The 24,756-nt window shown below is 60.8% G+C and carries 21 protein-coding genes; 15 read left to right on the top strand and 6 right to left on the bottom strand.

Features of this window, described 5'->3' with window-relative positions; all coding sequences use genetic code 11:
* Nucleotides 1–140 precede the first annotated feature (140 nt).
* The 8 genes from ASD02_RS04415 to ASD02_RS04380 all read left to right on the top strand — a co-directional run bounded on the left by ASD02_RS04415 (nucleotide 141) and on the right by ASD02_RS04380 (nucleotide 8,865).
* The gene (locus ASD02_RS04415; protein WP_025425390.1) at nucleotides 141–653 is read left to right on the top strand and encodes a prepilin peptidase; all 513 of its coding nucleotides are present in this window, start codon (nucleotides 141–143) and stop codon (nucleotides 651–653) included.
* A 173-nt stretch (nucleotides 654–826) separates the two neighbouring features.
* A complete protein-coding gene (gene cpaB / locus ASD02_RS04410) occupies nucleotides 827–1,639 on the top strand; it encodes a Flp pilus assembly protein CpaB (RefSeq protein ID WP_057219986.1) in 813 nt (270 codons plus the stop codon).
* Entirely contained in the window at nucleotides 1,636–3,195 is a 1,560-nt protein-coding gene (locus ASD02_RS04405) for a type II and III secretion system protein family protein (RefSeq protein WP_051509142.1), read from the top strand. Before cpaB ends, ASD02_RS04405 begins: the two co-directional genes overlap by 4 nt.
* 57 nt (nucleotides 3,196–3,252) lie before the next feature.
* On the top strand, nucleotides 3,253–3,948 hold the full coding sequence (locus tag ASD02_RS04400) for a CpaD family pilus assembly protein (protein ID WP_025425393.1): 696 nt from the start codon (nucleotides 3,253–3,255) through the stop codon (nucleotides 3,946–3,948).
* 18 nt (nucleotides 3,949–3,966) lie between these two features.
* A complete protein-coding gene (locus ASD02_RS04395) occupies nucleotides 3,967–5,256 on the top strand; it encodes a CpaE family protein (RefSeq protein ID WP_025425394.1) in 1,290 nt (429 codons plus the stop codon).
* Between the two features lie 133 nt (nucleotides 5,257–5,389).
* On the top strand, nucleotides 5,390–6,850 hold the full coding sequence (locus ASD02_RS04390; RefSeq protein WP_025425395.1) for a CpaF family protein: 1,461 nt from the start codon (nucleotides 5,390–5,392) through the stop codon (nucleotides 6,848–6,850).
* A gap of 8 nt (nucleotides 6,851–6,858) precedes the next feature.
* Nucleotides 6,859–7,869 (top strand): type II secretion system F family protein, encoded by a 1,011-nt coding sequence (locus ASD02_RS04385; RefSeq protein ID WP_025425396.1) that lies wholly within the window; start codon nucleotides 6,859–6,861, stop codon nucleotides 7,867–7,869.
* Nucleotides 7,870–7,878: 9 nt separating this feature from the next.
* A complete protein-coding gene (locus ASD02_RS04380) occupies nucleotides 7,879–8,865 on the top strand; it encodes a type II secretion system F family protein (RefSeq protein ID WP_057219985.1) in 987 nt (328 codons plus the stop codon).
* A 315-nt stretch (nucleotides 8,866–9,180) separates the two neighbouring features.
* Here ASD02_RS04380 and ASD02_RS04375 read toward each other — a convergent pair whose 3' ends face one another.
* Entirely contained in the window at nucleotides 9,181–10,002 is an 822-nt protein-coding gene (locus ASD02_RS04375; RefSeq protein ID WP_025425398.1) for a tetratricopeptide repeat protein, read from the bottom strand.
* Nucleotides 10,003–10,136: 134 nt separating this feature from the next.
* On the opposite strand from ASD02_RS04375, the gene ASD02_RS04370 reads away from it, so the two are divergent.
* From ASD02_RS04370 to ASD02_RS04360, 3 genes are all read left to right on the top strand, one after another.
* A complete protein-coding gene (locus ASD02_RS04370) occupies nucleotides 10,137–11,528 on the top strand; it encodes a M17 family metallopeptidase (protein WP_025425399.1) in 1,392 nt (463 codons plus the stop codon).
* A gap of 208 nt (nucleotides 11,529–11,736) precedes the next feature.
* Nucleotides 11,737–12,087, top strand: coding sequence for a MarR family winged helix-turn-helix transcriptional regulator (locus tag ASD02_RS04365; protein ID WP_025425400.1), 351 nt, complete (start codon nucleotides 11,737–11,739; stop codon nucleotides 12,085–12,087).
* A 6-nt stretch (nucleotides 12,088–12,093) separates the two neighbouring features.
* Complete coding sequence (locus ASD02_RS04360) at nucleotides 12,094–12,948, top strand: NlpC/P60 family protein (protein WP_025425401.1); 855 nt, start codon at nucleotides 12,094–12,096, stop codon at nucleotides 12,946–12,948.
* A gap of 105 nt (nucleotides 12,949–13,053) precedes the next feature.
* Here the strand turns inward: ASD02_RS04360 and ASD02_RS04355 are convergent, their stop codons facing one another.
* The 5 genes from ASD02_RS04355 to ASD02_RS04335 all read right to left on the bottom strand — a co-directional run bounded on the left by ASD02_RS04355 (nucleotide 13,054) and on the right by ASD02_RS04335 (nucleotide 19,928).
* Nucleotides 13,054–14,013 (bottom strand): glyoxylate/hydroxypyruvate reductase A, encoded by a 960-nt coding sequence (locus ASD02_RS04355; RefSeq protein WP_025425402.1) that lies wholly within the window; start codon nucleotides 14,011–14,013, stop codon nucleotides 13,054–13,056.
* Between the two features lie 10 nt (nucleotides 14,014–14,023).
* On the bottom strand, nucleotides 14,024–15,652 hold the full coding sequence (locus ASD02_RS04350) for an ABC transporter ATP-binding protein (protein WP_025425403.1): 1,629 nt from the start codon (nucleotides 15,650–15,652) through the stop codon (nucleotides 14,024–14,026).
* 8 nt (nucleotides 15,653–15,660) lie between these two features.
* Nucleotides 15,661–16,803 carry an ABC transporter permease gene (locus tag ASD02_RS04345; protein ID WP_025425404.1) on the bottom strand — a complete coding sequence of 381 codons (1,143 nt, stop codon included), beginning with the start codon at nucleotides 16,801–16,803 and terminating at the stop codon, nucleotides 15,661–15,663.
* Nucleotides 16,803–17,885: a microcin C ABC transporter permease YejB gene (locus ASD02_RS04340; RefSeq protein ID WP_025425405.1), complete on the bottom strand. Its 1,083-nt coding sequence runs from the start codon at nucleotides 17,883–17,885 to the stop codon at nucleotides 16,803–16,805. The genes ASD02_RS04345 and ASD02_RS04340 overlap by 1 nt, the downstream gene beginning before the upstream one ends.
* Nucleotides 17,886–18,068: 183 nt before the next feature.
* Complete coding sequence (locus tag ASD02_RS04335; protein WP_025425406.1) at nucleotides 18,069–19,928, bottom strand: extracellular solute-binding protein; 1,860 nt, start codon at nucleotides 19,926–19,928, stop codon at nucleotides 18,069–18,071.
* Between the two features lie 211 nt (nucleotides 19,929–20,139).
* Between ASD02_RS04335 and mepA the strand changes: the two genes are divergently transcribed.
* The 4 genes from mepA to ASD02_RS04315 all read left to right on the top strand — a co-directional run bounded on the left by mepA (nucleotide 20,140) and on the right by ASD02_RS04315 (nucleotide 24,739).
* Nucleotides 20,140–21,195 (top strand): penicillin-insensitive murein endopeptidase, encoded by a 1,056-nt coding sequence (gene mepA, locus ASD02_RS04330; RefSeq protein ID WP_025425407.1) that lies wholly within the window; start codon nucleotides 20,140–20,142, stop codon nucleotides 21,193–21,195.
* Between the two features lie 85 nt (nucleotides 21,196–21,280).
* The gene (locus ASD02_RS04325) at nucleotides 21,281–21,661 is read left to right on the top strand and encodes a methylglyoxal synthase (RefSeq protein ID WP_025425408.1); all 381 of its coding nucleotides are present in this window, start codon (nucleotides 21,281–21,283) and stop codon (nucleotides 21,659–21,661) included.
* Nucleotides 21,662–21,805: 144 nt separating this feature from the next.
* Nucleotides 21,806–22,825 (top strand): glucokinase, encoded by a 1,020-nt coding sequence (locus ASD02_RS04320; RefSeq protein WP_025425409.1) that lies wholly within the window; start codon nucleotides 21,806–21,808, stop codon nucleotides 22,823–22,825.
* 111 nt (nucleotides 22,826–22,936) lie between these two features.
* Nucleotides 22,937–24,739 (top strand): ABC transporter ATP-binding protein, encoded by a 1,803-nt coding sequence (locus ASD02_RS04315; RefSeq protein ID WP_057204388.1) that lies wholly within the window; start codon nucleotides 22,937–22,939, stop codon nucleotides 24,737–24,739.
* The last annotated feature ends 17 nt before the right edge of the window (nucleotides 24,740–24,756 follow it).

Here is a 24,756-nt window from a genome sequence, read left to right as displayed (position 1 = left end):
CCTCCAGTGGGGCGGCCTTATCTTTGCTGCAAGCAGCAAAATGGACTTTTGTGTGCTGGCTGGAAGGCCAGGAAACGTATTCCGCAAACGATGGAACGTCGCAGTGGCGAATTTATGAGTTCCACTCGAGGAGACGACCGGTGATCGTGGCTGCTATCTTCGTAGTTTTTCCGTTTTGTCTGGCGTTGTCCGCTTTCTCCGACGCCTTTACGATGACGATTCCAAATCGGGTGCCGATCGTTCTGATTGCGACCTTCACCATCGTTGCGCCCCTTGCTGGGCTCGGCATCCCGGAAATCGCGCTCCACATTGCCACAGCCCTTACCGTATTCGGCTTATGCTTCTGTCTCTTTGCACTCGGAACCATGGGTGGCGGTGACGCCAAACTTCTGACCGCTTGCGCCCTATGGTTTGGGGCCAACAGTTCGCTATTGGAATTCTTGCTTTCAGTCTCACTGTTTGGCGGCGTGTTGACCGTTGCGATCCTGTTCCTCAGGGCGCATGAAGATTTCATCCTGCCCTCGCGAATTCCGATGCCGCGGCTATTGTTTACGGCCACAAAGATTCCATACGGGATAGCGATCGCGGCCGGCGGTTTTGTTGCCTACCCCTCGTCACCATTGGTGCGAATGGCGTTATCCAGTCTCCATTGAACTGGCGATCCGAGTTTTGACATGTGCCGCCGCAAGTGTTCGCCACGTGCAGTAAGCGGCCTATGCCGACGGTAGGCGATTATTAACCATACCCGTAAGCGGCTTATTAACTATAATTACACCAATTCCTGATCAACCTGACGCCAGCATATCTGCGGGGCTCAGAAACGATCATGAAACCGGTTCGCATCATCATACTGGCGGTGGCCGTCGCCTCGGCGGCGATGGCCGGGTTGTTGGCGATGAAGCTGACCCGTGGTCCCTCGCCACAAATGGCGGAGCCACTGATCGAGCGAGCGCCGACCGTCAATGTCCTTGTTGCGAGCAAGAGCTTGCCCGTCGGGTCGCGCTTAGGTGGCGATGCGGTCCATTGGATGGCATGGCCCAAGGACGGTGTCGTCGAGGGGCTCATCACCGAAGAAAATCGTCCCTCTGCCATTGAAGATCTGACCGGCGCAGTCGTTCGCCTGCCGATCTTTAACGGCGAGCCCGTGCGCAGCGAGAAGGTCGCGGACTCCTCCAGCCGAATCATGTCGTCGCTATTGCCTGCTGGCAAGCGCGCCGTTGCCACAGAGATCACCGTGGCGACCGGCGCCGGCGGCTTCATCCTGCCCAATGACCGCGTCGACGTCATCATGGTCCGTAAATCGGACGGCGATCTCTACCTGACGGAAACCGTGCTCAGCAATGTTCGCGTGCTGGCGATCGATCAGCAGGTCGAGGAGAAGGATGACGGCTCAAAATCCGTTGTCGGTACCACGGCGACGCTGGAACTGACGCCGGATCAATCAAAGGTCATGACTGTCGCGCAGCAAATGGCTGAACGCATCTCACTTGCCCTTCGCAGTGTCGCGGATGCTCAAGAACCCGATACGAACGCTGCGGATTACCTTCTGAGTGGCGATGGCCAGCCCAGCATCCAGGTCATCAAGTCGGGCTCGATCGTCAAGAACGACGGTGCCATCAGCCAAGGCCAGCAACAATGAGCGATCGAGCGGAGCGCAGGGTGAAGCGGAGCGGGAACAAATTTCGGACGTCTGTTGCAGCCGGTCTGTCGTTTTGCCTGACATTCTCGGGCATGGCGCTGCCAACGCTCCCGTTCGCCCATGCGGCCGCCTCGTCGGTCGTCAGGATCGTTGAAAGCGGGCCCGGGGTGAAGAAGAAGATCAGCCTGGGGCTGAACAAGGCCGTCGTCGTCGATCTACCGGCCGATGCCCATGATATTCTCGTCGCCGACCCATCGCTCGCCGATGCCGTCACGCGCACGTCCAGGCGTATCTATCTCTTTGGAAAATCCGTTGGGCAGACCAACATTTTTGTCTTCGGGCCGAATGGCGAAGAGATCGTCAGTCTTGACGTCGAGGTTGAGCGCGACATCGCCAATCTGCAGTCAAACCTGCGTCGTTTCATTCCCGATGCCGAAATCAACGTTGAGATCATCTCCGACAACATCGTGCTGACGGGTACCGTGCGCACACCGCTCGATTCGACGCGAGCCGTCGATCTCGCCAAGGCCTTCCTGCAGGGCGGTGAAGCGACGACACGCAACATCACTGCGCAGGGAAACAATGGTGATGCCGATATCTTTGCCGAGGATCGGCAGGTCTCGCAGATTGTCAACCTGTTGACCATCGAAGGTGACGATCAGGTCACGCTGAAGGTGACGGTTGCCGAAGTGAGCCGCCAGGTCTTGAAGCAATTGGGCTTCAACGGGCGTGTAGGAGACGGCGAGAGCGGTATCGGCTTCCGCAATCCTGCAAACCTCGGTGATGCGATCAGTGTCGGCGCAAACGCGCTGATCAAGGGATCCATCGGCGGAACGACGATCTCGAGCTACATCAATGCGATGGAGCAAGCCGGTGTCATGCGCACACTGGCCGAACCCACCTTGACGGCAATTTCGGGACAAGAGGCCAATTTCTATGTCGGCGGGGAATTTCGGCTCGGCGGCACCCAGGAAGTCAAGGTCGACGACAAAACCGGCGACCCAACGGTTACGCGTGAGATCAACGACGTCGAATATGGAATTCGCCTGAACTTCAAGCCGGTCGTCCTGGGACCGGGCCGTATCAGTCTGCAGATCGAAACCAACGTTTCCGAGCCGACCTATGAGGGCTCGATCGTCACCGGCAACGGCTTCACCTCTGTCCCTGGCAACACCTTCCTCGGCATCCGCAGGCGCGAGGCGTCGACCAGTGTCGAGCTTCCCTCGGGCGGCTCTATCGTCATCGCCGGCCTCGTGCAGGACAATATCCGTCAGGCAATGTCCGGCCTGCCGGGTGCATCGAAAATCCCGGTCCTCGGAACGCTCTTCCGCAGCAAGGATTTCGTGCGCAACGAAACCGAACTTGTCATCATTGCGACGCCCTACCTCGTGCGCCCGGTTGCCAGAAGCGCGATCGCCAGGCCCGACGACAATTTCAACCCTGCCAATGATCTCGACAGCTTCTTCCTTGGTCGCGTGAACCGCATCTACGGGCGCCCGGAAGCATCCGCACCGGCGGGTCAGTACCATGGCAATGTTGGCTTCATCTACAAATAGGGCTGGGTCATGCAAACGCGAAGCAGCTTCCACGAGAATTCTGAAAGGCCGAGTGCCATGTCCCTCAACAGATCCGGAGTTCCCGTCCGTCATTTGCGGCGTGCTGCAATCCTCCTCGTGGCTGCCGGGCTGCTTGTCGGCTGCGGCACCAAGGATAATCTTTCGACGGGCTCTATCCCCGATGATTACCGGACACGGCATCCGATCGTGCTTGCCGAGGGCGAGCGTACGATCGATATCCCCATTGCCTCCGGTGACCGTCGGCTGACGCAAGGCACGCGCGACGTCATCAGCGGCTTTGGTGCCGATTATCGCAATTCATCGACCGGTGTCGTCCAGATCATGCTGCCGCGTGGCTCGGCAAACAGCCACGCCGCGCAGGCCATGCGCAAGGAGATCCGCGGCGTTCTCGTCGCCGCCGGCGTTCCCGCGAAGCGACTGATCGAGGCCGGCTACGAGGCCGGTCCCATGGGTGATGCCGCTCCGGTTCGCTTGAGCTATGTGGCGATCACCGCCCAGACCGGTCCCTGTGGCGAGTGGCCGGAGGACGTTGCACTCAACACGATCCAGAACCGCAACTACTATAATTTCGGCTGCGCGTCGCAATCCAATCTGGCGGCCCAGATCTCCAATCCGACCGATCTGCTCGGCCCGCGCCAGATGTCGCCGATCGATGCGGAGCAGCGCGGCCAGGTCATCACGGACTGGCGCGGAACCGAAAAGAGTGACGGACCCGTCATCATCGTCAATTGATATCGTTGGGATCAGCAGATGAGCACCATTGAGTACAGGATCGAAACGGGGGCCGGGGCGGGCGATTCCGTTTTCGATACGGTTCAACCGGGCGACCTCGAGCAGGTCCGTCCGCTGCCGCGCATTTCTATCCATGCCTTTTGCGAAAGCGAGGCGATGCAGCGGCTGATGGAGCGTTGCGGCCAGGACCGCCGCATGGCGAAGGTTAGCCTGCGCATCAACAGTGGCGGCATCGATGCTGCGGCAAACATGTTTGCGACGGTGTCGACGCCCAATCTGATTATCCTGGAAACGTCGACAGAACCGCGGTCGCTGCTGACGGAACTCGCGCCATTGGCTGCGGTCTGCGACCCCAGCACCAAGGTCGTTCTCATCGGCAAACACAACGATATCGCTCTTTATCGCGATCTCATCCGCAACGGCATTTCCGAGTATATGGTCGCGCCGGTGGCGATGCCGGATATTCTGTCGGCGGTTTCATCGATTTTCGTCGATCCCGACGCCGAGCCGCTGGGGCGCAGCCTGGCCTTTATCGGCGCCAAGGGCGGCAGCGGTTCCTCGGCCATCGCGCACAATTGCGCCTGGGGCATTTCTAACCTTTTTTCGACCGAAACCATTCTTGCCGATCTCGACCTGCCCTACGGCACGGCCAATATCGATTTCGATCAGGACCCGCCAACGGGTATCTCGGAAGCGGTTTTCGCACCGGAGAGGCTCGACGAGGTCTTTCTCGATCGTCTTCTGACCAAATGCTCCGAGCATCTTTCGCTGCTGGCGGCGCCGTCGATGCTGGATCGCGCCTATGACTTCGAGGGTGGCGCCTTTCATCCGATCCTCGAGATCTTGCAACGCAGTGCACCCGTTTCGGTGCTCGACATCCCGCATATGTGGACGGAATGGACGCGCGCGGTTCTCGGCGAAGCCGATGAGATCGTGATCACAGCCGTGCCGGATCTCGCAAGTCTTCGCAACACGAAGAACCTGCTCGATGCCTTGAAGAAGCTTCGGCCGAACGACAAGCAACCTCATCTCATCTTGAATCAGGTGGGCATGCCGAAGCGTCCGGAGATTGCGGTGAGCGAATTCTGCGAGTCGCTGGAAATCGAAGCGGCCGCTATCATCCCGTTCGACGCCGTTCTCTTCGGCAACGCGTCGAACAGCGGCCGCATGATTGCGGAGATAGACAAAAAATCCGCCGCCGCCGAAACCTTCTCCCAACTCGCGCACCTGCTGACCGGCCGTGCGTCGATGAAGAAGGCGCGACGCGGCGGCCTCGGGAAGATGCTCGCGGCGCTGGGCAAGAAATAGACCACGCATACCGCATAATTCCTTAAGTCGGATTCGATTTAAGAAGAAAATTATGCAGCAAATCTAAAGTGTTACAGCGTCCTTAGCGCGTCATGTTTGACACGCGGCGCTGTACAACGGACGGATCAGGAACATGTTCGGCAAACGCGGAAACGAAGGCTTCGGCAAGAGCGGCACGACAGGTGCTGCTCTGCCGCCGATCGTCCCTGCCACGCAAGCGGCCGTCATCGCCCACGTGCCGGTGCTTGGCGATGCTCAAGCACCGGCGTCGCGTCCGCAATCGCCAGCTCCGGCACAAAGAAAGCGACCCGCCCGCAACGAGGACTACTACGATACGAAGTCGCAGGTTTTCTCCGCGCTGATCGATACGATCGATCTGTCGCAGCTGGCCAAGCTAGATACGGAAAGCGCACGCGAAGAAATTCGCGATATCGTCAATGACATCATCACGATCAAGAACTTCGCGATGTCGATCTCCGAGCAGGAGGAACTGCTCGACGATATCTGCAATGACGTCCTTGGCTATGGACCGTTGGAGCCGTTGCTCGCGCGCGATGATATTGCCGATATCATGGTCAATGGTGCCGGTCAGACCTTCATCGAAGTGGGCGGCAAGACGATCGAATCCGAAGTCCGATTCCGTGACAATGCCCAGCTCCTGTCGATTTGCCAGCGGATCGTCGGACAGGTGGGGCGGCGCGTCGACGAATCCAGCCCTATCTGCGACGCGCGTCTTCCTGACGGCTCGCGCGTCAACGTCATTGCGCCGCCGCTCGCCATCGACGGCACCGCACTGACGATCCGCAAATTCAAGAAGGACAAGCTGAAGCTCGATCAGCTGGTGAAATTCGGCGCAATCACGCCCGAGGGGGCAGTCCTTCTCCAGATCATCGGCCGCGTCCGCTGCAACATCGTCATCTCCGGCGGTACCGGTTCGGGCAAGACGACGCTTCTGAACTGCCTGACCGGCTTCATCGACCTCGACGAGCGAGTGATTACCTGCGAAGACACCGCCGAACTGCAATTGCAGCAGCCGCACGTGGTTCGCCTCGAAACCCGACCGCCGAATATCGAAGGCGAGGGTGAGATCACCATGCGGGATCTCATCAAGAACTGCCTGCGTATGCGGCCCGAGCGCATCATCGTCGGCGAAGTGCGCGGACCTGAGGTGTTTGACCTGCTGCAGGCGATGAACACCGGCCATGACGGTTCCATGGGGACGATCCACGCCAATACGCCGCGCGAATGCCTGGCGCGTATGGAATCGATGATCGCCATGGGCGGCTACACCCTGCCGGCCAAGACTGTGCGCGAGATCATCTCCGGATCCATCGACGTCATCATCCAGGCCGCGCGTCTGCGCGACGGTTCGCGCCGCATCACCCACATCACCGAAGTGGTCGGTATGGAAGGCGACGTCATCATCACGCAGGATCTGATGCGCTACGAGATCGAAGGGGAAGATGCCAACGGCCGTATTGTCGGCCGCCACGTATCGACCGGCATCGGTCGCCCGCACTTTTGGGATCGCGCCCGGTACTTCAACGAAGACAAACGCCTGGCGGCGACACTCGACGCTATGGACAAGGGCTAGGAGCCGCGATGTTCGGCATAGGCATCCCCGTCCTGGCGCTGGCCTTCCTCGTCGCAATTTCAGCGGCGGCCCTTGCCTATGTTGTCCTGTATTCGCGGATAGAAACCGAGAAGAAGGCGGAAGGTCGAATTCGCAAAGTCGGCGCCGCCGAAACAGATCGGGTCAAGGTCAAGGCAGCTCGCGATCGTGTCAGCGAAATGTCGAAGCGACGCAAGTCCGTTCAGGACTCGTTGAAGGAACTCGAGAAGAAGCAACAGGAAAAATCGAGCAAGACGGCGCCATCGATGAAGGCCCGCCTGGCACAGGCAAACCTGTCCATTTCCCTGACGCAGTTTTATCTTTTCAGTGCGGCTTTCGGCTTCGTCGCCTTCATCATCACGCTCATGGCTGGCGCCGGTCTCGCGATCTCGGCTGGCATCAGCCTGATCGCCGCCGCTGGCCTGCCACGCTGGTTCATCGGCTTCCTGATCAAGCGTCGCTGCAAGAAATTCCTTGAGGAGTTTCCGAACGCGCTCGACATCATGGTTCGCTCGATCAAATCGGGTCTTCCGTTGAATGATGCCCTGCGCCTCATCGCCGGTGACGGCCAGGAGCCGGTCAAAACCGAATTTCGCCGCGTCGTCGATTCTCAGCAGGTCGGCCTCAGCGTCACCGAGGCATGCGCCCGCATGATCAATAGCATTCCACTGGCAGAGGTGAATTTCTTCGCCATTGTTATTGGTATTCAGGCGCAGGCGGGTGGCAACCTGTCCGAAGCGCTCGGCAACCTGTCGAAGGTGTTGCGTGAACGAAAGAAGATGAAGGCCAAGGTCAGCGCTCTGTCGATGGAGGCAAAGGCTTCGGCTTGCATTATTGGCGCCCTGCCATTCATCGTGTCGTTCCTCGTTTACGTTACCTCACCCGACTACATGATGGTCCTGTTCACTGACCCGCGCGGCCATCTCATCATTGGCGCTGGCTTGGTCTGGATGAGTATCGGCATTCTGGTGATGCGCAACATGATCAATTTCGATATCTGAGGGACGATTATGAGCGAAGGATTGATCAAGACACTGACGGATCCCAATGTCGTCTTTGCCGTTCTTGTCTCATTTGCAGTGCTGGCGACCTTCTATTCTCTCGTGGTGCCGCTCTTGGAGCGCGGAGACCTCGGCAAGCGGATGAAATCGGTGGCGACCGAGCGCGAACAGATCCGCGCACGGGAACGCGCGCGCCTGGCGGCCGAAGTCTCGAGCGGCAAGGCCAATTTGCGCGGTCAGAACAATACGTCCGTTCGCCAGGTGGTCGAGCGGCTGAATCTGCGCAAAGCCCTCGTTGACGACAACACGGTCAACCGTCTCAAGACGGCGGGCTATCGGTCCCAGAACGCGCTCAACACCTTCCTCTTCGCGCGCTTCTGCCTTCCGTTCCTGTTCCTGGTCATCGCGATCATCTATATTTTCGTGCTCGGCAATTTTGGCGAAAAGCCGTTCATGATGCGGTTCGCATTTGCCGTCGGTTTTGCCTATGTCGGCTTCTATGCGCCGAACATCTTTGTCGCCAACGCCATCTCGAAGCGACAGCATTCCATTCGTCGCGCCTGGCCGGATGCGCTCGATCTCCTGCTGATCTGCGTTGAATCCGGCGTCTCGATGGAGCTTGGCATGCGGCGCGTTGCCGATGAAATTGCCTCCCAGTCGCCGGCTCTGGCGGAGGAATTGGTGTTGACGACGGCCGAGCTTTCCTTCCTGCCCGAACGCCGGATCGCGCTCGAAAACCTCGGCCACCGGACGGGCCTCGATGATGTGAAATCGGTGGTTCAGGCGCTGATCCAGGCCGACCGCTACGGCACCCCGATTGCCCAGGCGCTGCGCGTTCTGGCGCAGGAAAGCCGCGATCAGCGCATGAATGCCGCTGAAAAGAAGGCGGCGGCGCTGCCGCCCAAGCTCACAGTGCCGATGATCCTGTTCTTCCTGCCGGTTCTCGTCGCCGTCATCCTCGGTCCGGCCGGCATCCAGGTCGCCGATCGTTTCTGATCCCGCTGCTGCACAATTCTTCAGAGCGGATGCAATTTGGGAGATTGTGCCGAAAAGTCGGGCCGCCCATGGCGCTCGTCGCGTATTCCATTGAACGCGCGGGGCTGTGGAGGCTTGCAAATCAGAGGCGGCTTGAGATCAGCCTAGCGCATGTCACTATCGCAAAACCGCTACGCACTTTTGCGCGACATGCGCAAAAACAAAGGCTTAAAGCGCAGTCAGCGATTCCTACAGCGCAGCACGTCTTATTAGACGCGCAAAGGTCGCTGTAGCGGGCTTGGGGCGTGCGACAGACACCGGTTCCGTTCCGTGATCTCAGTTGGTGTTAGTTTCGTCCGCCTTGGCCAGCTGCGTCCACGCACCTTGCTGCGACAGCATCGAGCGCAGATATTTCACGTTGGCTTCTGCCTGCTCCCCGGAAAGCTCCTGGCGGGCGATCGTTTCGGCCTCTTGAAAGCGTCCCTGCAGCCCGACGGCGAGTGCGAGGTTCTGCCGTACGCTGCTGTCGGCGCCGGGTTGGCTCGCGGCGGACTTGAGATAGGTCTCCGCCGTGCGCAGGTCCTTGGTCAGAAGATAGGACATGCCGAGGTTGGAGAGCACCGAAGGCTCGTTCGGCTTGAGCTCGAGCGCTTCGCGATAGCGCAGGCGCGCCTCCTGGGCACGTCCGAGTTGGTCAAGGATCGCGCCCTCGGCCGATTTCAGCTTCCAGTCCGGCCGATCCGGCGTCTGCGCGCGACTGATCGTGTTCAGTGCCTGATCCAGTTGTCCGGCCGCTGCCTGCGCCTTGCCGTAGGCGCCGAGGACCTCGCGGTCCTGCGGATGGTTGATGGCGACCTGCTGCATGACGGCAAGCGCCTGTTCGTTGCGCCCGGTCATGCGCAGAAGATTGGCGTAGTTGAGCCCCGCCTCGCGATCCCGCGGGTTCTTCTCATAGGCCTGGCCGATGCCTTCGGCTGCCTGGGACAGTTCCGATGCGGTCATCGATTGAACCGACTTCGACGTGCCCGAAATGGAACCGGTCGTCAGCTCCTTCTTCGGCTGGTTGGCACAGCCGGCGACAGACAGGGCGACGATCGCGATCGCGGCGCCTTGCAGCAGACGGTTGGCGTTTAGGGATGAGATCGTGCGTTTGGCCATCGGCGGTGTCCCCAGCATGCATTCGCGCACCAGAACTCCAAACAACATCGGCGCAACTTTCACTCCAGCAATAATCTGTTAACCCTAACAGAGCGTTAAATGCGCGAATCCATCTCTGTCAGCCGAGGACTTCCATGGCCCCCTATCAGTTCATCGAGCGGCCGTCGCCGTTCAACACCAGCGCAGGCAAGACTCTGCCGATCTTCGCGGTCACGCCGGCGCATATCGAAACGGGAGCCATCGATCCGATCGCGCTTGATTGGGCCCGAAAGGCCGGCTTCAAGGCCGAATCGGGCGCGGTCCTTCTGATCCCATCCGCCGATGGCCATCTCGGCGGCGCGCTCTTCGGCCTGGGCGGCAACCCATCCGAGGCGCCGTTCCTGACCGGCAAGCTCGCGCGCGCCCTGCCACCCGGCAAGTGGCATATCGAAACGGCGCCGCTCACAGCCAACCGGCTGGCACTCGGCTATGGTCTCGGCTCCTATCGCTTCGAGCGTTACAAGTCGGCAAAGGGCGAGCCGCCGACCTTGCTCATCCCGACCGATGCCGATGCTGCCGATATCAAGCGTCAGCTCGCCGGCGTCTTCCTTGCCCGCGACCTCATCAACACGCCGACCAACGACATGGGCCCTGAGGCGCTGGAAGCAGCATTCCGCGCACTTGCGACGCACTACAAGGCGGATGTCTCGGTGATATCGGGCGAGGCTCTTCTGACGCAGAACTTCCCGCTTGTTCACACGGTCGGCCGTGCGAGCGCAGAAGCGCCGCGTCTTCTTGAACTGCGCTGGGGCAAGAAGGGCCACAAGAAAGTGACGCTGGTCGGCAAGGGCGTCTGCTTCGACACCGGCGGCCTCGACATCAAGCCCGCTTCCTCAATGCTGCTAATGAAGAAGGACATGGGCGGTGCCGCCAACGTCATGGGCCTCGCGCTGATGATCATGGATGCAAAGCTCAAGGTCGATCTGCGCGTCATCATCCCCGTCGTCGAGAACTCGATCTCCGCCAATGCCTTCCGGCCGGGCGACATCTATCGCAGCCGCAAGGGCCTGACGGTGCAGATCGACAACACCGATGCCGAAGGCCGTCTCATTCTTGCCGATGCGCTCGCCTATGCCGACGAGGAAAAGAACGAGCTGCTTGTCGATATGGCAACGCTGACCGGTGCCGCCCGCGTTGCACTCGGTCCCGACCTGCCGCCGTTCTTCACCGACGACGCCGAGCTGGCGCAGGATCTCTCTGAGGCGAGCCTCAGCGTCGACGATCCGATGTGGCGCATGCCTCTGCACATGGGCTACGACAAGGACGTCTCCGCGCGCATTGCCGACCTGACGAACGCGCCTTCGGGCGGCATGGCAGGTTCGATCACCGCAGCGCTCTTCCTCAAGCGCTTCGTCACCAACACCAAAAGCTGGGTGCATTTCGATATCTTCGGGTGGGCCCAGTCCGAGCGGCCGCATTCGCCTGTTGGCGGTGAGGCTCAGGCTATTCGCGCGCTCTATCAGCATATCGGGCGGATCGCCAAGTAAGTCTCTGATGAAGACGACCGGCGCTGACCCTGCGCCGGTCGTCCGAAAAAGCAACGCTTGCGTAACGGTCCGCCGCTATGGTGGCGGACTACCGCAGCGCCGCGCTTCCCTTGGAAGTGTATTGGTCGCTGTCGTTCGTTGACTGTCTGTTTGAATCCTCGAACCGGAGAGCGATCGAGGGATTCATGCGGTTGCGCAGGAGTTGCCATTGCCGGTCGAGCTTACGCCCTCCCAGGCCCTCGGGCTCTGGCACATGGTATCGTTGGAACAGGTGCGGGTGGACGGTCGCGATCTGACGCTGCGCCAGATGGCGATCCTCTTGCAGATCTATCTCGTGCCGCCGCCCCACACCGTTCGTGGCCTTGCCGCAACCCTTGGCGTCACCAAGCCGGTGATCACGCGAGCACTCGATACCATGGGCGCCCTCGGCCTTGTCGACCGCGCCCGCGACGACCGCGATCGGCGCAACGTGGTCATCAAAAGGACAGTCGACGGTGCTCTCTATCTTGAAAAATTCGGCGATCTGATCATTGATCAGGGCCGCAAACAGCCTAAGTGAGTTGACATGTCGACACTTCCCGATCGCCGCCTGAATGCCTATCGAGCCGACCTCGCCGAAAGCCGCCTTCGCGGTGTCGTGGAGGCCGAGCGCTATGTCGAGGGAAGCGTTGCCCGCGTCTCCGTGCCGGTAACGCCGCTCAGGGCAAAGCCCGATCTTGCCTGCGGTACCGATACCGAACTGCTGCTCGGCGAATCGGTTCGGGTGCTCGATACCAACGAGAGCTGGTGCTGGGTGAAGGCGGATCTCGACGGCTATGTCGGCTACCTTCCGGAATATTGCCTTGCGCCGGTGGTCAAGAGCCCGACGCACATCGTCTCGGCCCCGCGCACCTTCGTCTATTCCGGTCATGACTTGCGTTTTCCGACTGTTTATCCGTTGTCGATGGGCAGCCGTCTCAGCGTTGTCGACGAGCGCGAGACCCGTGGCACGCGCTACTTCCTGCTCGACGGCGGCCAGGCGGTGATCGCCAACCATTGCATCGAGGTCGGCAGCGTCGTGCCCGGAGACTATGTCTCGGTTGCCGCCCGCTTCGTCGAAACTCCCTATCTCTGGGGCGGTCGTTCCGGTTTCGGCATTGATTGTTCCGGCCTTGTGCAGCTGTCGATGATGATGGTCGGCAAGCTCGCCCCGCGCGACTCCGACATGCAGGCTGCAGGCTTGGGAACGCCGATCGCCCGTGAGGAGCTTAGGCGCGGCGACCTCGTCTTCTGGAAGGGCCACGTTGCGCTGATGGAAGACGACGAAACGCTGATCCATGCCAACGGCCATACGATGACCGTTGCCCGCGAGGGACTGGAAGCGTCGATCGAACGCATCGGTTGGCTCTACGACCAGCCGACGGGCTATCGCCGCCCTTAAGCATTTCCAGGAAAAGTGCGAAGCGGTTTTCCGTCAGGTAATGCGCAAAAACAAAGAGATAGAGGGTTTGGGCGGCTCTCTCGAGGCCGGAAGCGTTCTAAGCGCTCAGTAGCCGGCTAATTTATCGACGACGTGCTGCAAAGGTTGCCCGCTTTCGAGGCGGGCGATCTGCTGTTCGACGTGGCGGAACAGCGCCTTGACGTCGGACGAAGCTGCGACATGCGGCGTTACATAGACATTCGGCATCTGCCAGAAGCGGCTTTCTGGCGAAAGCGGCTCCTGCTCGAAAACGTCAAGGGACGCTGCGCCGAGAAGGCCCGAATCGAGTGAGCTCAAGATATCGGTTTCGACCTGGCTGCCGCCGCGGCCGCCATTGATGAAGACCGGGGCGCCAAAGGGGCCGTTGCGGCTCAGCTTGGCAAAAAGTCCGGCATTGAAGATGCCGCGGGTCTCCGGCGTCAGCGGCAACAGGCCAACCAGGAAGTCCGTGCGCGCCAGGAAGGCGTCCAGCTCGTCACCGCCATAGGTCTCGATGCCGTCGATCGCCTTCGTGCTGCGCGACCAGCCGACGACCTTGAAGCCCAAGGCCGAAAGCTTACGGGCCGCATCCTGTCCAAGCACGCCCATGCCCATGATGCCGACGGTAATGTCCGCCGCCTCGGGTTGGGAAAGGTCGCGCCACTCCCGCTTTGCCGCCAGCGCCTCATAGGTGCTGTGCTGGCGCAGATGCATGAGGCATTGCATCACCACCCATTCGCTCATGCGTGTCGTCAGGCTGCGATCGACGAAGCGCACAAGCGGCACATCCGGCAATCCCGGCAGCGTCAGGACATGGTCGACGCCGGCGCCGCCGGAGAACACCACCTTGAGATCCGGCGCTCTCTCGAAAAGGTCCGGTGCCGATTTCCACACCACGGCATAGTCGATATCAGAGAGATCGCGATTGTCGTGGATGGCATCGGCTCGGTTGATCACCTCCCGGTCCGGGAAGGCGCCCTTCAGGGCTGCCGCAACCTCCTCGGGAATGAACTTCAGATCGATGATGACGGAGCTTTTCGAGGGCATTGTTAGGACTCTACTGGCGGATGGCGGACAGGTTGACGGCTTCGAGGTTGAAGGCTGCCGCCATCAGGGCCTTGGTATAATCCTCCTGCGGCGCATTGAAGATGCGCTCCGCCGGGCCCTGCTCGACGACCTTGCCCATGCGCATCACGATCATCTCGTTGGCAAGCGCCCGCACAACCTTGAGGTCGTGGCTGATGAAGAGATAGGCGAGGTCGTGCTTGTGCTGCAGGTCGCGCAGCAGGTCGACCACCTGCGCCTGGACGCTCATGTCGAGCGCCGAGGTCGGCTCATCCAGCATCACGAATTTCGGCTTCAGTACCATCGCACGCGCAATCGCGATGCGCTGCCGTTGGCCGCCGGAGAATTCGTGCGGATAGCGCCAGCGGGTGGCGGGGTCGAGCCCCACTTCCTCGAGCGCTGCGGCGACGCGTTGATCGCGCTCGTTGTCCGACAGCGCGCTCTCGTGGATTTTCAGCCCTTCGGCGATGATGTCGGAAATCGACATGCGCGGGCTCAGAGAACCGTAAGGGTCCTGGAAGACGACCTGCATCCGGTTTCGAAGCGGCCGCATTTCGCGGAAGCTGTAGGCGGCGATGTCCTTGCCGACGAAGGCGATCCGTCCCTTGGACGATATCAGCCGCGTCAGCGCCAGACCGAGCGTCGTCTTGCCGGAACCCGATTCGCCGACGACGCCGAGCGTCTGACCGGCGCGCAGCTTAAGGTCGATGCCGTCGACCGCCTTCACGTGGTCGACGACCTTGCGCAGGAAGCCGGCCTTGATCGGAAACCAAACCTTCACATCAGCCGCTTCCATGACGACTGGCTTCGAGGCGTCCGAAAGCGGCGGGTTACCCCTTGGCTCGGATGCGAGCAGGTGGCGGGTATAGGCATGCTGTGGATTGGCAAAGATCTCGGCGGTCGGCCCGGTCTCGACGATCTTGCCCTTGGTCATCACGCAGACCCTGTCGGCGATTTTTCGCACGATGCCGAGGTCATGGGTGATGAACAGCATCGACATGCCGTGCTCGTCTTTCAGCGTTTTCAAGAGTTCGAGGATCTGGGCCTGCACCGTGACGTCGAGCGCCGTCGTCGGCTCGTCGGCGATCAAAAGCTCCGGCCGGTTGGCGAGCGCCATGGCGATCATCACGCGCTGGCGCTGGCCACCGGAAAGCTCGTGAGGATAGGCGCCAAGCCGCTTCTCCGGCTCGCGGATGCCGACCTGGTTCAAGAGCTCGAGAATTCTCGTGCGCGCCGCGGCTCCTTCCAGTCCCTGATGCAGCTCCAGGATCTCGCCGATCTGCCGTTCGATCGGATGCAGCGGATTGAGCGATGTCATCGGCTCCTGGAAGATCATCGTGATGTCGTTGCCGCGCACATGGCGCAGCTCCGCATCGCTGGCCTTCAGCAGGTCCTTGCCGTTGAAGTGGATTTCGCCGCTCGGATGGCTTGCCGAAGGGTAGGGCAGGAGCTTCAGAATCGAGTTGGCGGACACGGACTTGCCGGAGCCGGACTCACCGACAAGCGCAACCGTTTCGCCGCGCTTGATGTCGAAGGAAATGCTATCGACCGCAAGCGAGGTGTTACCGCCCTGATGGAAAGCGACCGACAGATCGCGGACGGAGAGAATGGGATCGGTCATCGTCGCGCTCACCGGAATGTCTTTCTCGGGTCGAAGGCATCGCGGGTCGCTTCGCCGACGAAGATCAGCAGCGACAGCATCACCGACATGACGCAGAAGGCCGTCAGCCCGAGCCAGGGCGCCTGCAGATTGGATTTGCCCTGCGCGATCATCTCGCCAAGGGAAGGCGAGCCCGGCGGCATGCCGAAGCCGAGGAAGTCGAGCGAGGTCAGCGTGGTGATCGAGCCAGAAAGGATGAACGGCAGGAAGGTCAGGGTCGCCACCATCGCGTTCGGCAGCAGGTGACGGTACATGATCGTGCCGTTGCCGACGCCAAGCGCGCGCGCTGCATTCACATATTCGAAGTTGCGTGCCCGCAGGAACTCGGCGCGCACGACGCCGACAAAGCCGACCCAGGAAAACAAGAGCATGATGCCGAGCAGGATGAAGAAGCCCGGCGGCAGGATCGCGGCGATGATCAAGAGAATGTAGAGCACCGGCATCGACGACCAGATCTCGATGAAGCGCTGCATCAAGAGGTCGGTCCAGCCGCCGAAATAGCCCTGCACTGCGCCGGCCGTCACGCCGATGATCGCGGAGGCGATGGTGAGTACCAGCCCGAAGAGCACCGAGATGCGGAAGCCGTAGATCATGCGCGCCGTCACGTCGCGCGCCTGGTCGTCGGTGCCGAGCCAGTTGAGGTTGCCGGCAATGCAGTTGCGGTCGGCGGTGCCTTCCGGATAGGCCGAGCAGCGTTCCTCCGTGCTCATCAGCCAGAAGGGCTTTGTCGGCGCCGAATGCGGAATGTTCGAGTTGACCGTCTGGTAGGAGTAGCGGATCGGCGGCCAGATCATCCAGCCGTTGCCCTCGATCTCGTCGCGAATGTAGTCGGAGCGATAGTCGGTCTCGGCAAGGAAGCCGCCGAACTTCTCCTCCGGATAGTTGACCACCGCAGGAAACAGGATCTCGCCCTTGTAGGAGGCGATGATCGGCTTGTCGTTGGCGATGAATTCGGCAAACAGGCTGAGCACGAACAGCAGAAGGAACAGCCAGAGCGACCAGTAGCCGCGCCGGTTCGCCTTGAAGTTCTGCCAGCGCCGCTTGTTGACCGGCGACAGCCAGCCACGCGGCGGGGCGGCAACCTGGGTGGGGGCAGTGGTTACGGTGCTCATCACACGTCCCTCCGCTCGAAATCGATGCGCGGATCGACCCAGGTGTAGATGAGGTCGGAGAGCAGGCTGACGAGCAGCCCCATCAGCGAGAAGATGAACAGCGTCGCAAAGACGATCGGATAGTCGCGCTTGACGACGGAATCATAGCCGAGCCGCCCAAGGCCATCGAGCGAGAAGATATATTCGATCAACAGCGAACCGGTGAAGAAGGCCGAGATGAAGGCGCTCGGGAAACCGGCGATGATGATCAGCATAGCGTTGCGGAAGACGTGGCCGTAGAGCACCTGACGGTCATTCAGGCCCTTGGCGCGCGCCGTCGTCACATACTGCTTCTTGATCTCGTCGATGAACGAATTCTTGGTCAAGAGCGTCGTTGTCGCGAAGGCCGAAAGCAAAAGCGTGATCAGCGGCAGCGTCATGTGCCAGAAGTAGTCGAGGATCTTCTGCCACCAGGGCAGTTGCCAGAAATTGTCGGAAACGATGCCGCGCAGCGGAAACCAGTCGAGGAACGAGCCGCCGGCAAAGACGACGATCAGCAGGATGCCGAAAAGGAAGCTCGGAACGGCATAGCCGACGATGATGATGCCCGAGGTCCAGATGTCGAAGGTCGATCCATCAGACACCGCCTTCTTGATGCCGAGCGGGATCGAGATCGCGTAGGAAAACAGCAGGATCCAGAGCCCCAGCGAGATCGAGACCGGCATCTTCTCCTTGATCAGATCGATGACCGACGTGTTGCGGAAGAAGCTCTCGCCGAAGTCGAAGCGGATATAGTCCCACATCATCGTGCCGAAGCGTTCGAGCGGCGGCTTGTCGAAGCCGAACTGTTTTTCGAGCTTGGCGATGAATTCCGGGTCGAGCCCCTGGGCGCCTCGGTACTGGCCGCCTTGATCGCCACCGGTCTGCATCAGGTCGCCGCTGCTGCCGCTCAGCCGGTCGGAGCCGCCGGCGTTCGTCAGGTCCGAAATCACCTGTTCGACCGGTCCGCCGGGCGCAAACTGAATGACTGTGAAAGAAATCGCCATGATCCCGATGATCGTCGGGATCATCAGCAGCAGGCGTCGCAGGATATAGGCACCCATCAGGCCAGCCTTTCGATCGACGTGTTGCCGGTGGCCCGGACCCGCGAAGCGTCGGCGTGCGCCCTATGGTGTCTCAATCCTCACGTCTCCTTGCGGCTTTCAGGCCCAAGCCGGGCCTATATTCGTTTTCAGTGATTCGTTTTTCTGCATTTGGAATCGAGACGGCATCCAAGTGCAAGGGCTTCATTTGGCCGTGGCGTTTTTCGACCACCAGACATCCGGGAAGCCGGTGCCGTAATAGGGCAGCTCCTGCGGATGGGCGAGGTGGTTCCAATAGGCCACGCGGACCGCCTTGGAATAGAAGAGCGGCACGACATAGTTATGGGAGAGGAGAACGCGGTCGAGCGCCCGTGTCGTCGCAACCAGTTCCTCGCGGTTCGGCGCGAAGATGATCCTTCGGATCAGCTCGTCGATCGCTGGATCGGCAATGCCGGCATAGTTTCTCGATCCCGGCTGGTTGACCGAGCTCGAGCCCCAAATGTCGATCTGTTCGTTTCCTGGCACCAGGGACTGCGCCCAGATGCCATAGATCATGTCATAGTCGAAGCTTCTGACGCGATTGGTGTATTGCGAATCGTCGACGGTGCGGATGCGGGCATCGATGCCGATTTTCTTGACGCTGTTAATGAATGGCGTGACCGTGCGCTCGAAGGACGGGTTGGACAGAAGCAGCTCGAAGCCGAAGGGTTCGCCGGTCTTGACGTTGACCAACCGGTTGCCCTTGAGCTCGTAGCCCGCCTCCTTGAACAGGTCGAGCGCCTTGCGCAAGTTGCCGCGCACCTTCTGCGGGTCGCCGTTGATGGGGTTCACATAGGGCGTGGTGAAGACTTCGGCCGGAACCTTGTCCTTCAGCTCCTCCAGGATTGCCTTTTCGCGGCCCTCGGGAAGCTTGGAGGAGGCAAGCTCGGTGCCCCAGAAATAGCTGTCGACACGCTGATAGGCGTTGTAGGCGAGATTGCGGTTGAGATCCTCGAAGTCGAAGGCGTAGTTCAGCGCCTCGCGCACCCGCTGATCCCTAAACTTCTCGCGGCGCATGTTCGGCACCAGCGCCTGCATGACCCCGGTTGCGCGCAGCGGATTCTCGATCTCCTCGCGGATCACACGGCCGTCCTTCATGGCCGGAAAGTCGTAGGCGGTCGCCCAATGGCTCGCGCTGCTGTCTCGGTAGAAATCGACGTTGCCGGCGCGAAAAGCCTCGAATTCCACGTTTCTGTCGCTAAAGAAGGCATAGGTGATCGTGCTGAAATTGTATTGTCCGACATTGACGTTGAGGTTCTTGCCCCAATAGTCGTCCCTGAGCTCGAAGCGGATCGAGCCACCCGCCTGGAAAGAGGCGATCTTGTAGGGGCCGGAGCCCATCACCGGTTCCAGCGTTGTGCGGGAGATATCGCGCTTGTTGCCCTTGGCGTCCTGCCCCTCCCACCAGTGCTTCGGAACGATCGGGAACTGGCCGAGAATGTTCGGCAGTTCGTGGTTGTTCTTCTCGTCAAAGCGGAAGGTGATATCGCGCTCGCCGGTCTTTTCCGCTGAAACCACGTGGCGGTAATAGTTGGACTGGAGTGGATTGTGCTCCTTCGCCATGTTGAGGGAGAAGATGACATCCTCCGGGGTCACCGGCGTTCCGTCGGCCCACTTGGCCTCCGCACGCAGGCGAAAAGTGGCAGACGAGATATCGTCGGGATAGGAGACGCCCTCGGCAAGCAGGCCGTATGCGGTGGTGATTTCATCCTCGGCGGTTTTCAACAGCGTATCGAAGACCAGGGACGAAACGCCGGTCGCCGCTTCGCCCTTGGCGAGGATGGGGTTGAACGTGTCAAACGTGCCGTTTTCCGAGAGCCGCAGCTCGCCGCCTTTCGGTGCGTCCGGATTGACGTAGTCGAAGCGGGCGAAGCCATCCTTATGTTTTGGCTCACCGATCGACGACGTACCATTGCGCCAGACGGGCTGTTCTTCGGCATTCGATGCAGGGGGAAGGAGAAGAAGCGCTGCTGTCAGAAGCGAGGCCGCGAGGCCAGGTTTCACGGTCCTGCAGAAGTTTGGCATCCAGCCGGTACCCCTATATTCCAATGTTCTTTTTTGAAAGCATAGGCGAAATCGGGGCAATTGACAGGCACCGCCGCAAATCAGGCGAAATTTTTGCGTCACATCCCGGTGATTCACAAGGCTGAGGCAAAGACCGCGCCTTAGGATGGGGGTTCATCGGACACGGCGCGTCGGCGTCGGGGTCTGCGGGACATGAACGGGACGAAATGACATGGTTGCTCCACTTCAACGTTGCGGCTCGGCGCTTCTGGCGCTGTTGCTCGGAACGAGTTTCTTGATCGCCGATGCTGCCAGGGCCGACGACACGCCGGCAAAGACGCTTTTCGGCGCCAAGACGCTGCCGGCTCAGATGGCGCCTTCGTCCTATGGCTTCTATGCGAAGGGCTGCCTTGCCGGCGGCGTCGCGATCCCGACGGATGGTCCCACCTGGCAGGCGATGCGGCTGTCGCGCAACCGGCGCTGGGGCCATCCCCAGATGATCGCACTGATCGAACAATTCTCCCATGATGCCGCCGAAAAGGTCGGCTGGCCGGGTCTGCTTCTCGGCGATATCTCGCAGCCGCGTGGCGGACCGATGATCTCCGGCCACGCCTCGCACCAGATCGGTCTCGATGCCGATATCTGGCTGACGCCGATGCCGCAGAGGACGCTGACGGGCCGGGAGCGGGAAGACATCTCCGCAACGTCGATGCTGCAGAAGAACAAGTTTCTGACCGTCGACCCATCGATCTGGACGCCGGCGCATGCCCGGCTGATCATGCTGGCCGCCAGTTACCCGCAGGTCGAACGGGTCTTCGTCAATCCGGCGATCAAGAAGAAGCTCTGCGACACCTGGAACGGTGACCGTTCTGCGCTCGGCAAGGTCCGGCCGATCTATGGCCACGACTACCATTTCCACATCCGCATCAAATGCCCGGCAGGCTCGAAGACCTGCAAGGACCAGGCGGCCGTCCCGGCCGGCGATGGCTGCGACAAATCGCTGGCCTGGTGGTTTACAGATGAACCATGGGCAAAGCCGAAGAAGAAGCCGGGCGAAAAGCCGGTGAAGCCCCGGTTGACGACCATGGCCGATCTGCCGAAGGCCTGCACCCTGGTGCTGAACGGACCGGCCCCGGCCACCGAGCAGGATGCGACCTTCGGCATGGCCTATCGCGCTGCGTCGCCAGTGCCTGCCGAACAGGGCATCGAGCAGGTGATCGGCAATGCCGCAGCCGATTTGCCGCCAGCCGACATTCCCGTTCCCCTGGCGCGCCCGACGCTGCAGTAGCCGTCTCGGCTTGCGCCTTTTCAATCTTGCCGGGCTCATGTATACGGCCATCAAATCGATTTAAATTTGCTGGCGGGGATACGGCATGGCGGATCGGAAATGCGTTGCCCTGATCGCTCACGATCAGAAGAAGGATGATCTCGCCGCGTTTACCAAGGCAAACGAAGCGGTCTTCGCGCAATGGAAGATCGTTGCCACGGGCACGACTGGCGGCCGCGTTCTCGATGTTTGTCCCAGCCTCGATATCACGCGCCTGAAAAGCGGTCCGCTCGGCGGCGACCAGCAGATCGGCGCGATGATCGCCACCGGCGATATCCAGCTTCTGATCTTCTTCGTCGATCCGCTGACGGCGATGCCGCACGATGTTGACGTCAAGGCGTTGATGCGGCTTGCGATCGTCTACGATATTCCGATGGCGCTCAATCGCGCAACGGCGGAGCAGTTGATCGACTTCAACCACAACTGATACTGCATGAATCCTTAAATCGGATTCGATCTAAGGATTCATGCAGCAAGTTTAAGTGCTACAGCGTCCTTTGCGCGTCATATTTGACGCGCGGCGCTGTAGAGAATTCGAAACCTCACGGCGACGATCAGGATGGACAGTGTGATGCCCGGTGCGAGTGACAACAGTTTTTCCTTTCCGATCCTGATCGGCGACATCGGCGGCACCAATGCCCGCTTCGCTTTGCTGCTCGATGCCTTTGCCGAGCCGAAGCAGCTGCCGCCGATCAAGACCGGCGATTTCGAGACGATCGAGGAAGCGTTGCAGAAGAGCATCCTCGACAAGACCTCGGTCCAGCCGCGGTCGGCGATCCTCGCCGTCGCCGGCCCGATCAAGGGCGACGAGATTCCGCTGACCAATGCCGGCTGGGTGTTACGCCCCAAGGACATGCTGTCGGGCCTCGGCCTTGAGGACGTCCTGATCATCAACGATTTCGAGGCGCAGGCGCTGGCCGTCGCCGCCCCGGCTGCCGAAGATCTGGTGAAGATCGGTGGCGGCAGCGTTCGCCCGCTGACCTCCCGCGTCGTTCTCGGTCCGGGTACCGGACTCGGTGTCGGCGGCCTGGTCTTCGCGCAGCACACCTGGTTTCCGGTGCCCGGCGAAGGCGGTCATGTCGATATCGGCCCGCGAACCGAGCGCGACTTCCAGATCTGGCCTTTCCTGGAGCCGATCGAGGGGCGCATGGCCGGCGAGCAGATCCTCTGCGGTCGCGGCATCATGAATCTTTATCGGGCCGTTTGCGCCGCCAATGGCGAAGAACCGGTCCTGAACGATCCGGCCGAGGTCACCACAGCAGCACTTGCCGACAACAACCCCGCCGCGGTCGAGAGTATATCGCTGTTTTCGACCTATCTCGGTCGCGTGGCCGGCGACATGGCGCTGATTTTCATGGCGCGCGGCGGTGTGTTTCTGGCCGGTGGCATTTCGCAAAAGATCCTGCCGGCGCTGCAAAAACCGGAATTCCGGGCCGCCTTCGAAGACAAGGCGCCGCATTCCGCGCTGATGAAGACCATCCCGACCTTCGCGGTCATTCATCCGATGGCGGCACTGTCGGGTTTGGCAGCTTTCGCGCGCACGCCGAGAGACTTCGGTGTTGCAACGGAGGGACGCCGCTGGCGAAGCTGATGGCGGCGGCGTGCGCAAAGACTCGCCAAAGCGACATCAAAGCACTATAGAGCCCGAGAAAGGTAGTGTCGGCGTCCGACTTACCGCGCAGGCTCAGGGAAGACAGGCTTTTTGAGCGCCAGAGATAGAAAACAGCACGCTGTCGATTCTGACACGATCAGCGGAATCTTGAAGCGGGTCATCGCAGAAAACGGTCGCGATCATATCCGCGGCTACGTCTTTGCCATTGCGTGCCTGGCTGTCGTCGCCGTGACGACCGGCTTTACCGCCTCGATCATGGAGACCGTGATCAACGAGGCTTTTGCCAACAGAAATGCGGGTATCGTGCTGCTGGTGTGCGGTTCGATCTTTGGCGCGTTCGTGTTGCGCGGCTTTGCCACCTACGGCCAGGCGGTCGCCTTGTCGAAGATCGGCAACAATATCGTCGCGCGCTACCAGCGCCGGCTCTATGCGCATCTGATGGCACTGAGCGTCGGTTACTTCAACGAGACACGCTCGGCGCAGCTCGCTGCCCAGATCAGCCAGAATGTCAGCGGCATTCGGGACGTGCTCAATCTGACCGTCACTTCGATCGCCCGTGATCTCCTGACCCTGATCGGGCTCGTCGGCGTGATGTTCGCCAAGGATTGGCTGCTGTCGATCATCGTCTTCGTGGCAGCGCCGCCGTTGCTGCTGGGCCTGCGCTACGTTTCCAGGCGCTTGCGCTCGGCGACGCGTGAATCCATCGAGGTCAACAGCCGTGTCCTCGGTGCCATGCAGGAGACGATCCAGGGCATTTCCATCGTCAAGGCATTCACGATGGAGCGCGAACTGCGCGGCAAGGTCGAAGCGATCATCGAGCGGGCCGAAAACCGGGCCAACCGGATTGCGCGCTTGAGCGAACGCACCGCGCCGATGACCGAAACCTTTGCGGGTCTCGCGATTTCCTGCGTGCTTGCCTATTCCGCGTTCCGCGCGATTTATGCCGGCGTACCGCCGGGAGCCTTCTTCGCCTTCGTCGTCGCTCTGTTGATGGCCTATGACCCGGCCCGACGCCTGGCGCGCCTGCAGGTTTCGCTGGAACGTGCCGCGGTCAACGCCCGCATGGTCTACGAAATCCTCGACACGGTGCCGCATCAGCGTGACAAGCCGGATGCAAAGCAGCTCGAGTTCCACGGTGCAAACGTCGAGCTGCGCGATGTGCGCTTCCGCTACGCCAATGGCGACGAGATTCTGAAGGGCGTCAGCTTTGTCGCCGAAGGCGGCAAGACCACTGCGCTTGTCGGCCCGTCCGGGGCCGGAAAGTCGACGGTCATCAGCCTTGTTCCGCGGTTCTACGATCCGGCCTCCGGCCAGATTCTGATCGACGGGCAGGACATCGCCGACGTCACCAAGCAGTCGCTGCGCAATGGCATCGCCTATGTCTCGCAGCAGCCCTATCTTTTCGAAGGCTCTATCCGCGACAACATCCGCTATGGCCGCCCGGACGCGACCGATGCGGAAATCGAGGAAGCCGCGCGTCTGGCCTATGCGCATGACTTCATCCTCACCCAGCCGCAGGGTTACGACACCCCGGTTGGCGAAAACGGGGTCACGATGTCCGGTGGCCAGAGGCAGCGTCTGTCGATCGCCCGCGCGTTGGTGCGCAATGCACCGATCCTGCTGCTCGACGAGGCAACCTCGGCGCTCGACACCGAGTCGGAGGCCGCGGTGCAGAAGGCGCTCGACGAGGCGATGCACGGACGCACGGTCATCGTCATCGCCCACCGTCTGTCCACGGTCGTCAATGCCGACAAGATCATCGTCATGAAGGACGGTCTCGTCGTCGAGGAAGGCACGCACGAGGATCTTGCGCGCCGCCAGGACGGTCTCTACGCTCGCCTGCACAATCTCCAGGGCAAGGCCCCAGAGGCGTCGGCCGACGCCGAAATCTAAACATGAGCTGGAAGGAA

The sequence above is a fragment of the Ensifer sp. Root1252 genome (genome assembly GCF_001425885.1).
GTDB classification, from domain to species: Bacteria; Pseudomonadota; Alphaproteobacteria; order Rhizobiales; family Rhizobiaceae; genus Ensifer; species Ensifer canadensis.
This window is presented reverse-complemented; position numbering and strand designations above follow the sequence as displayed.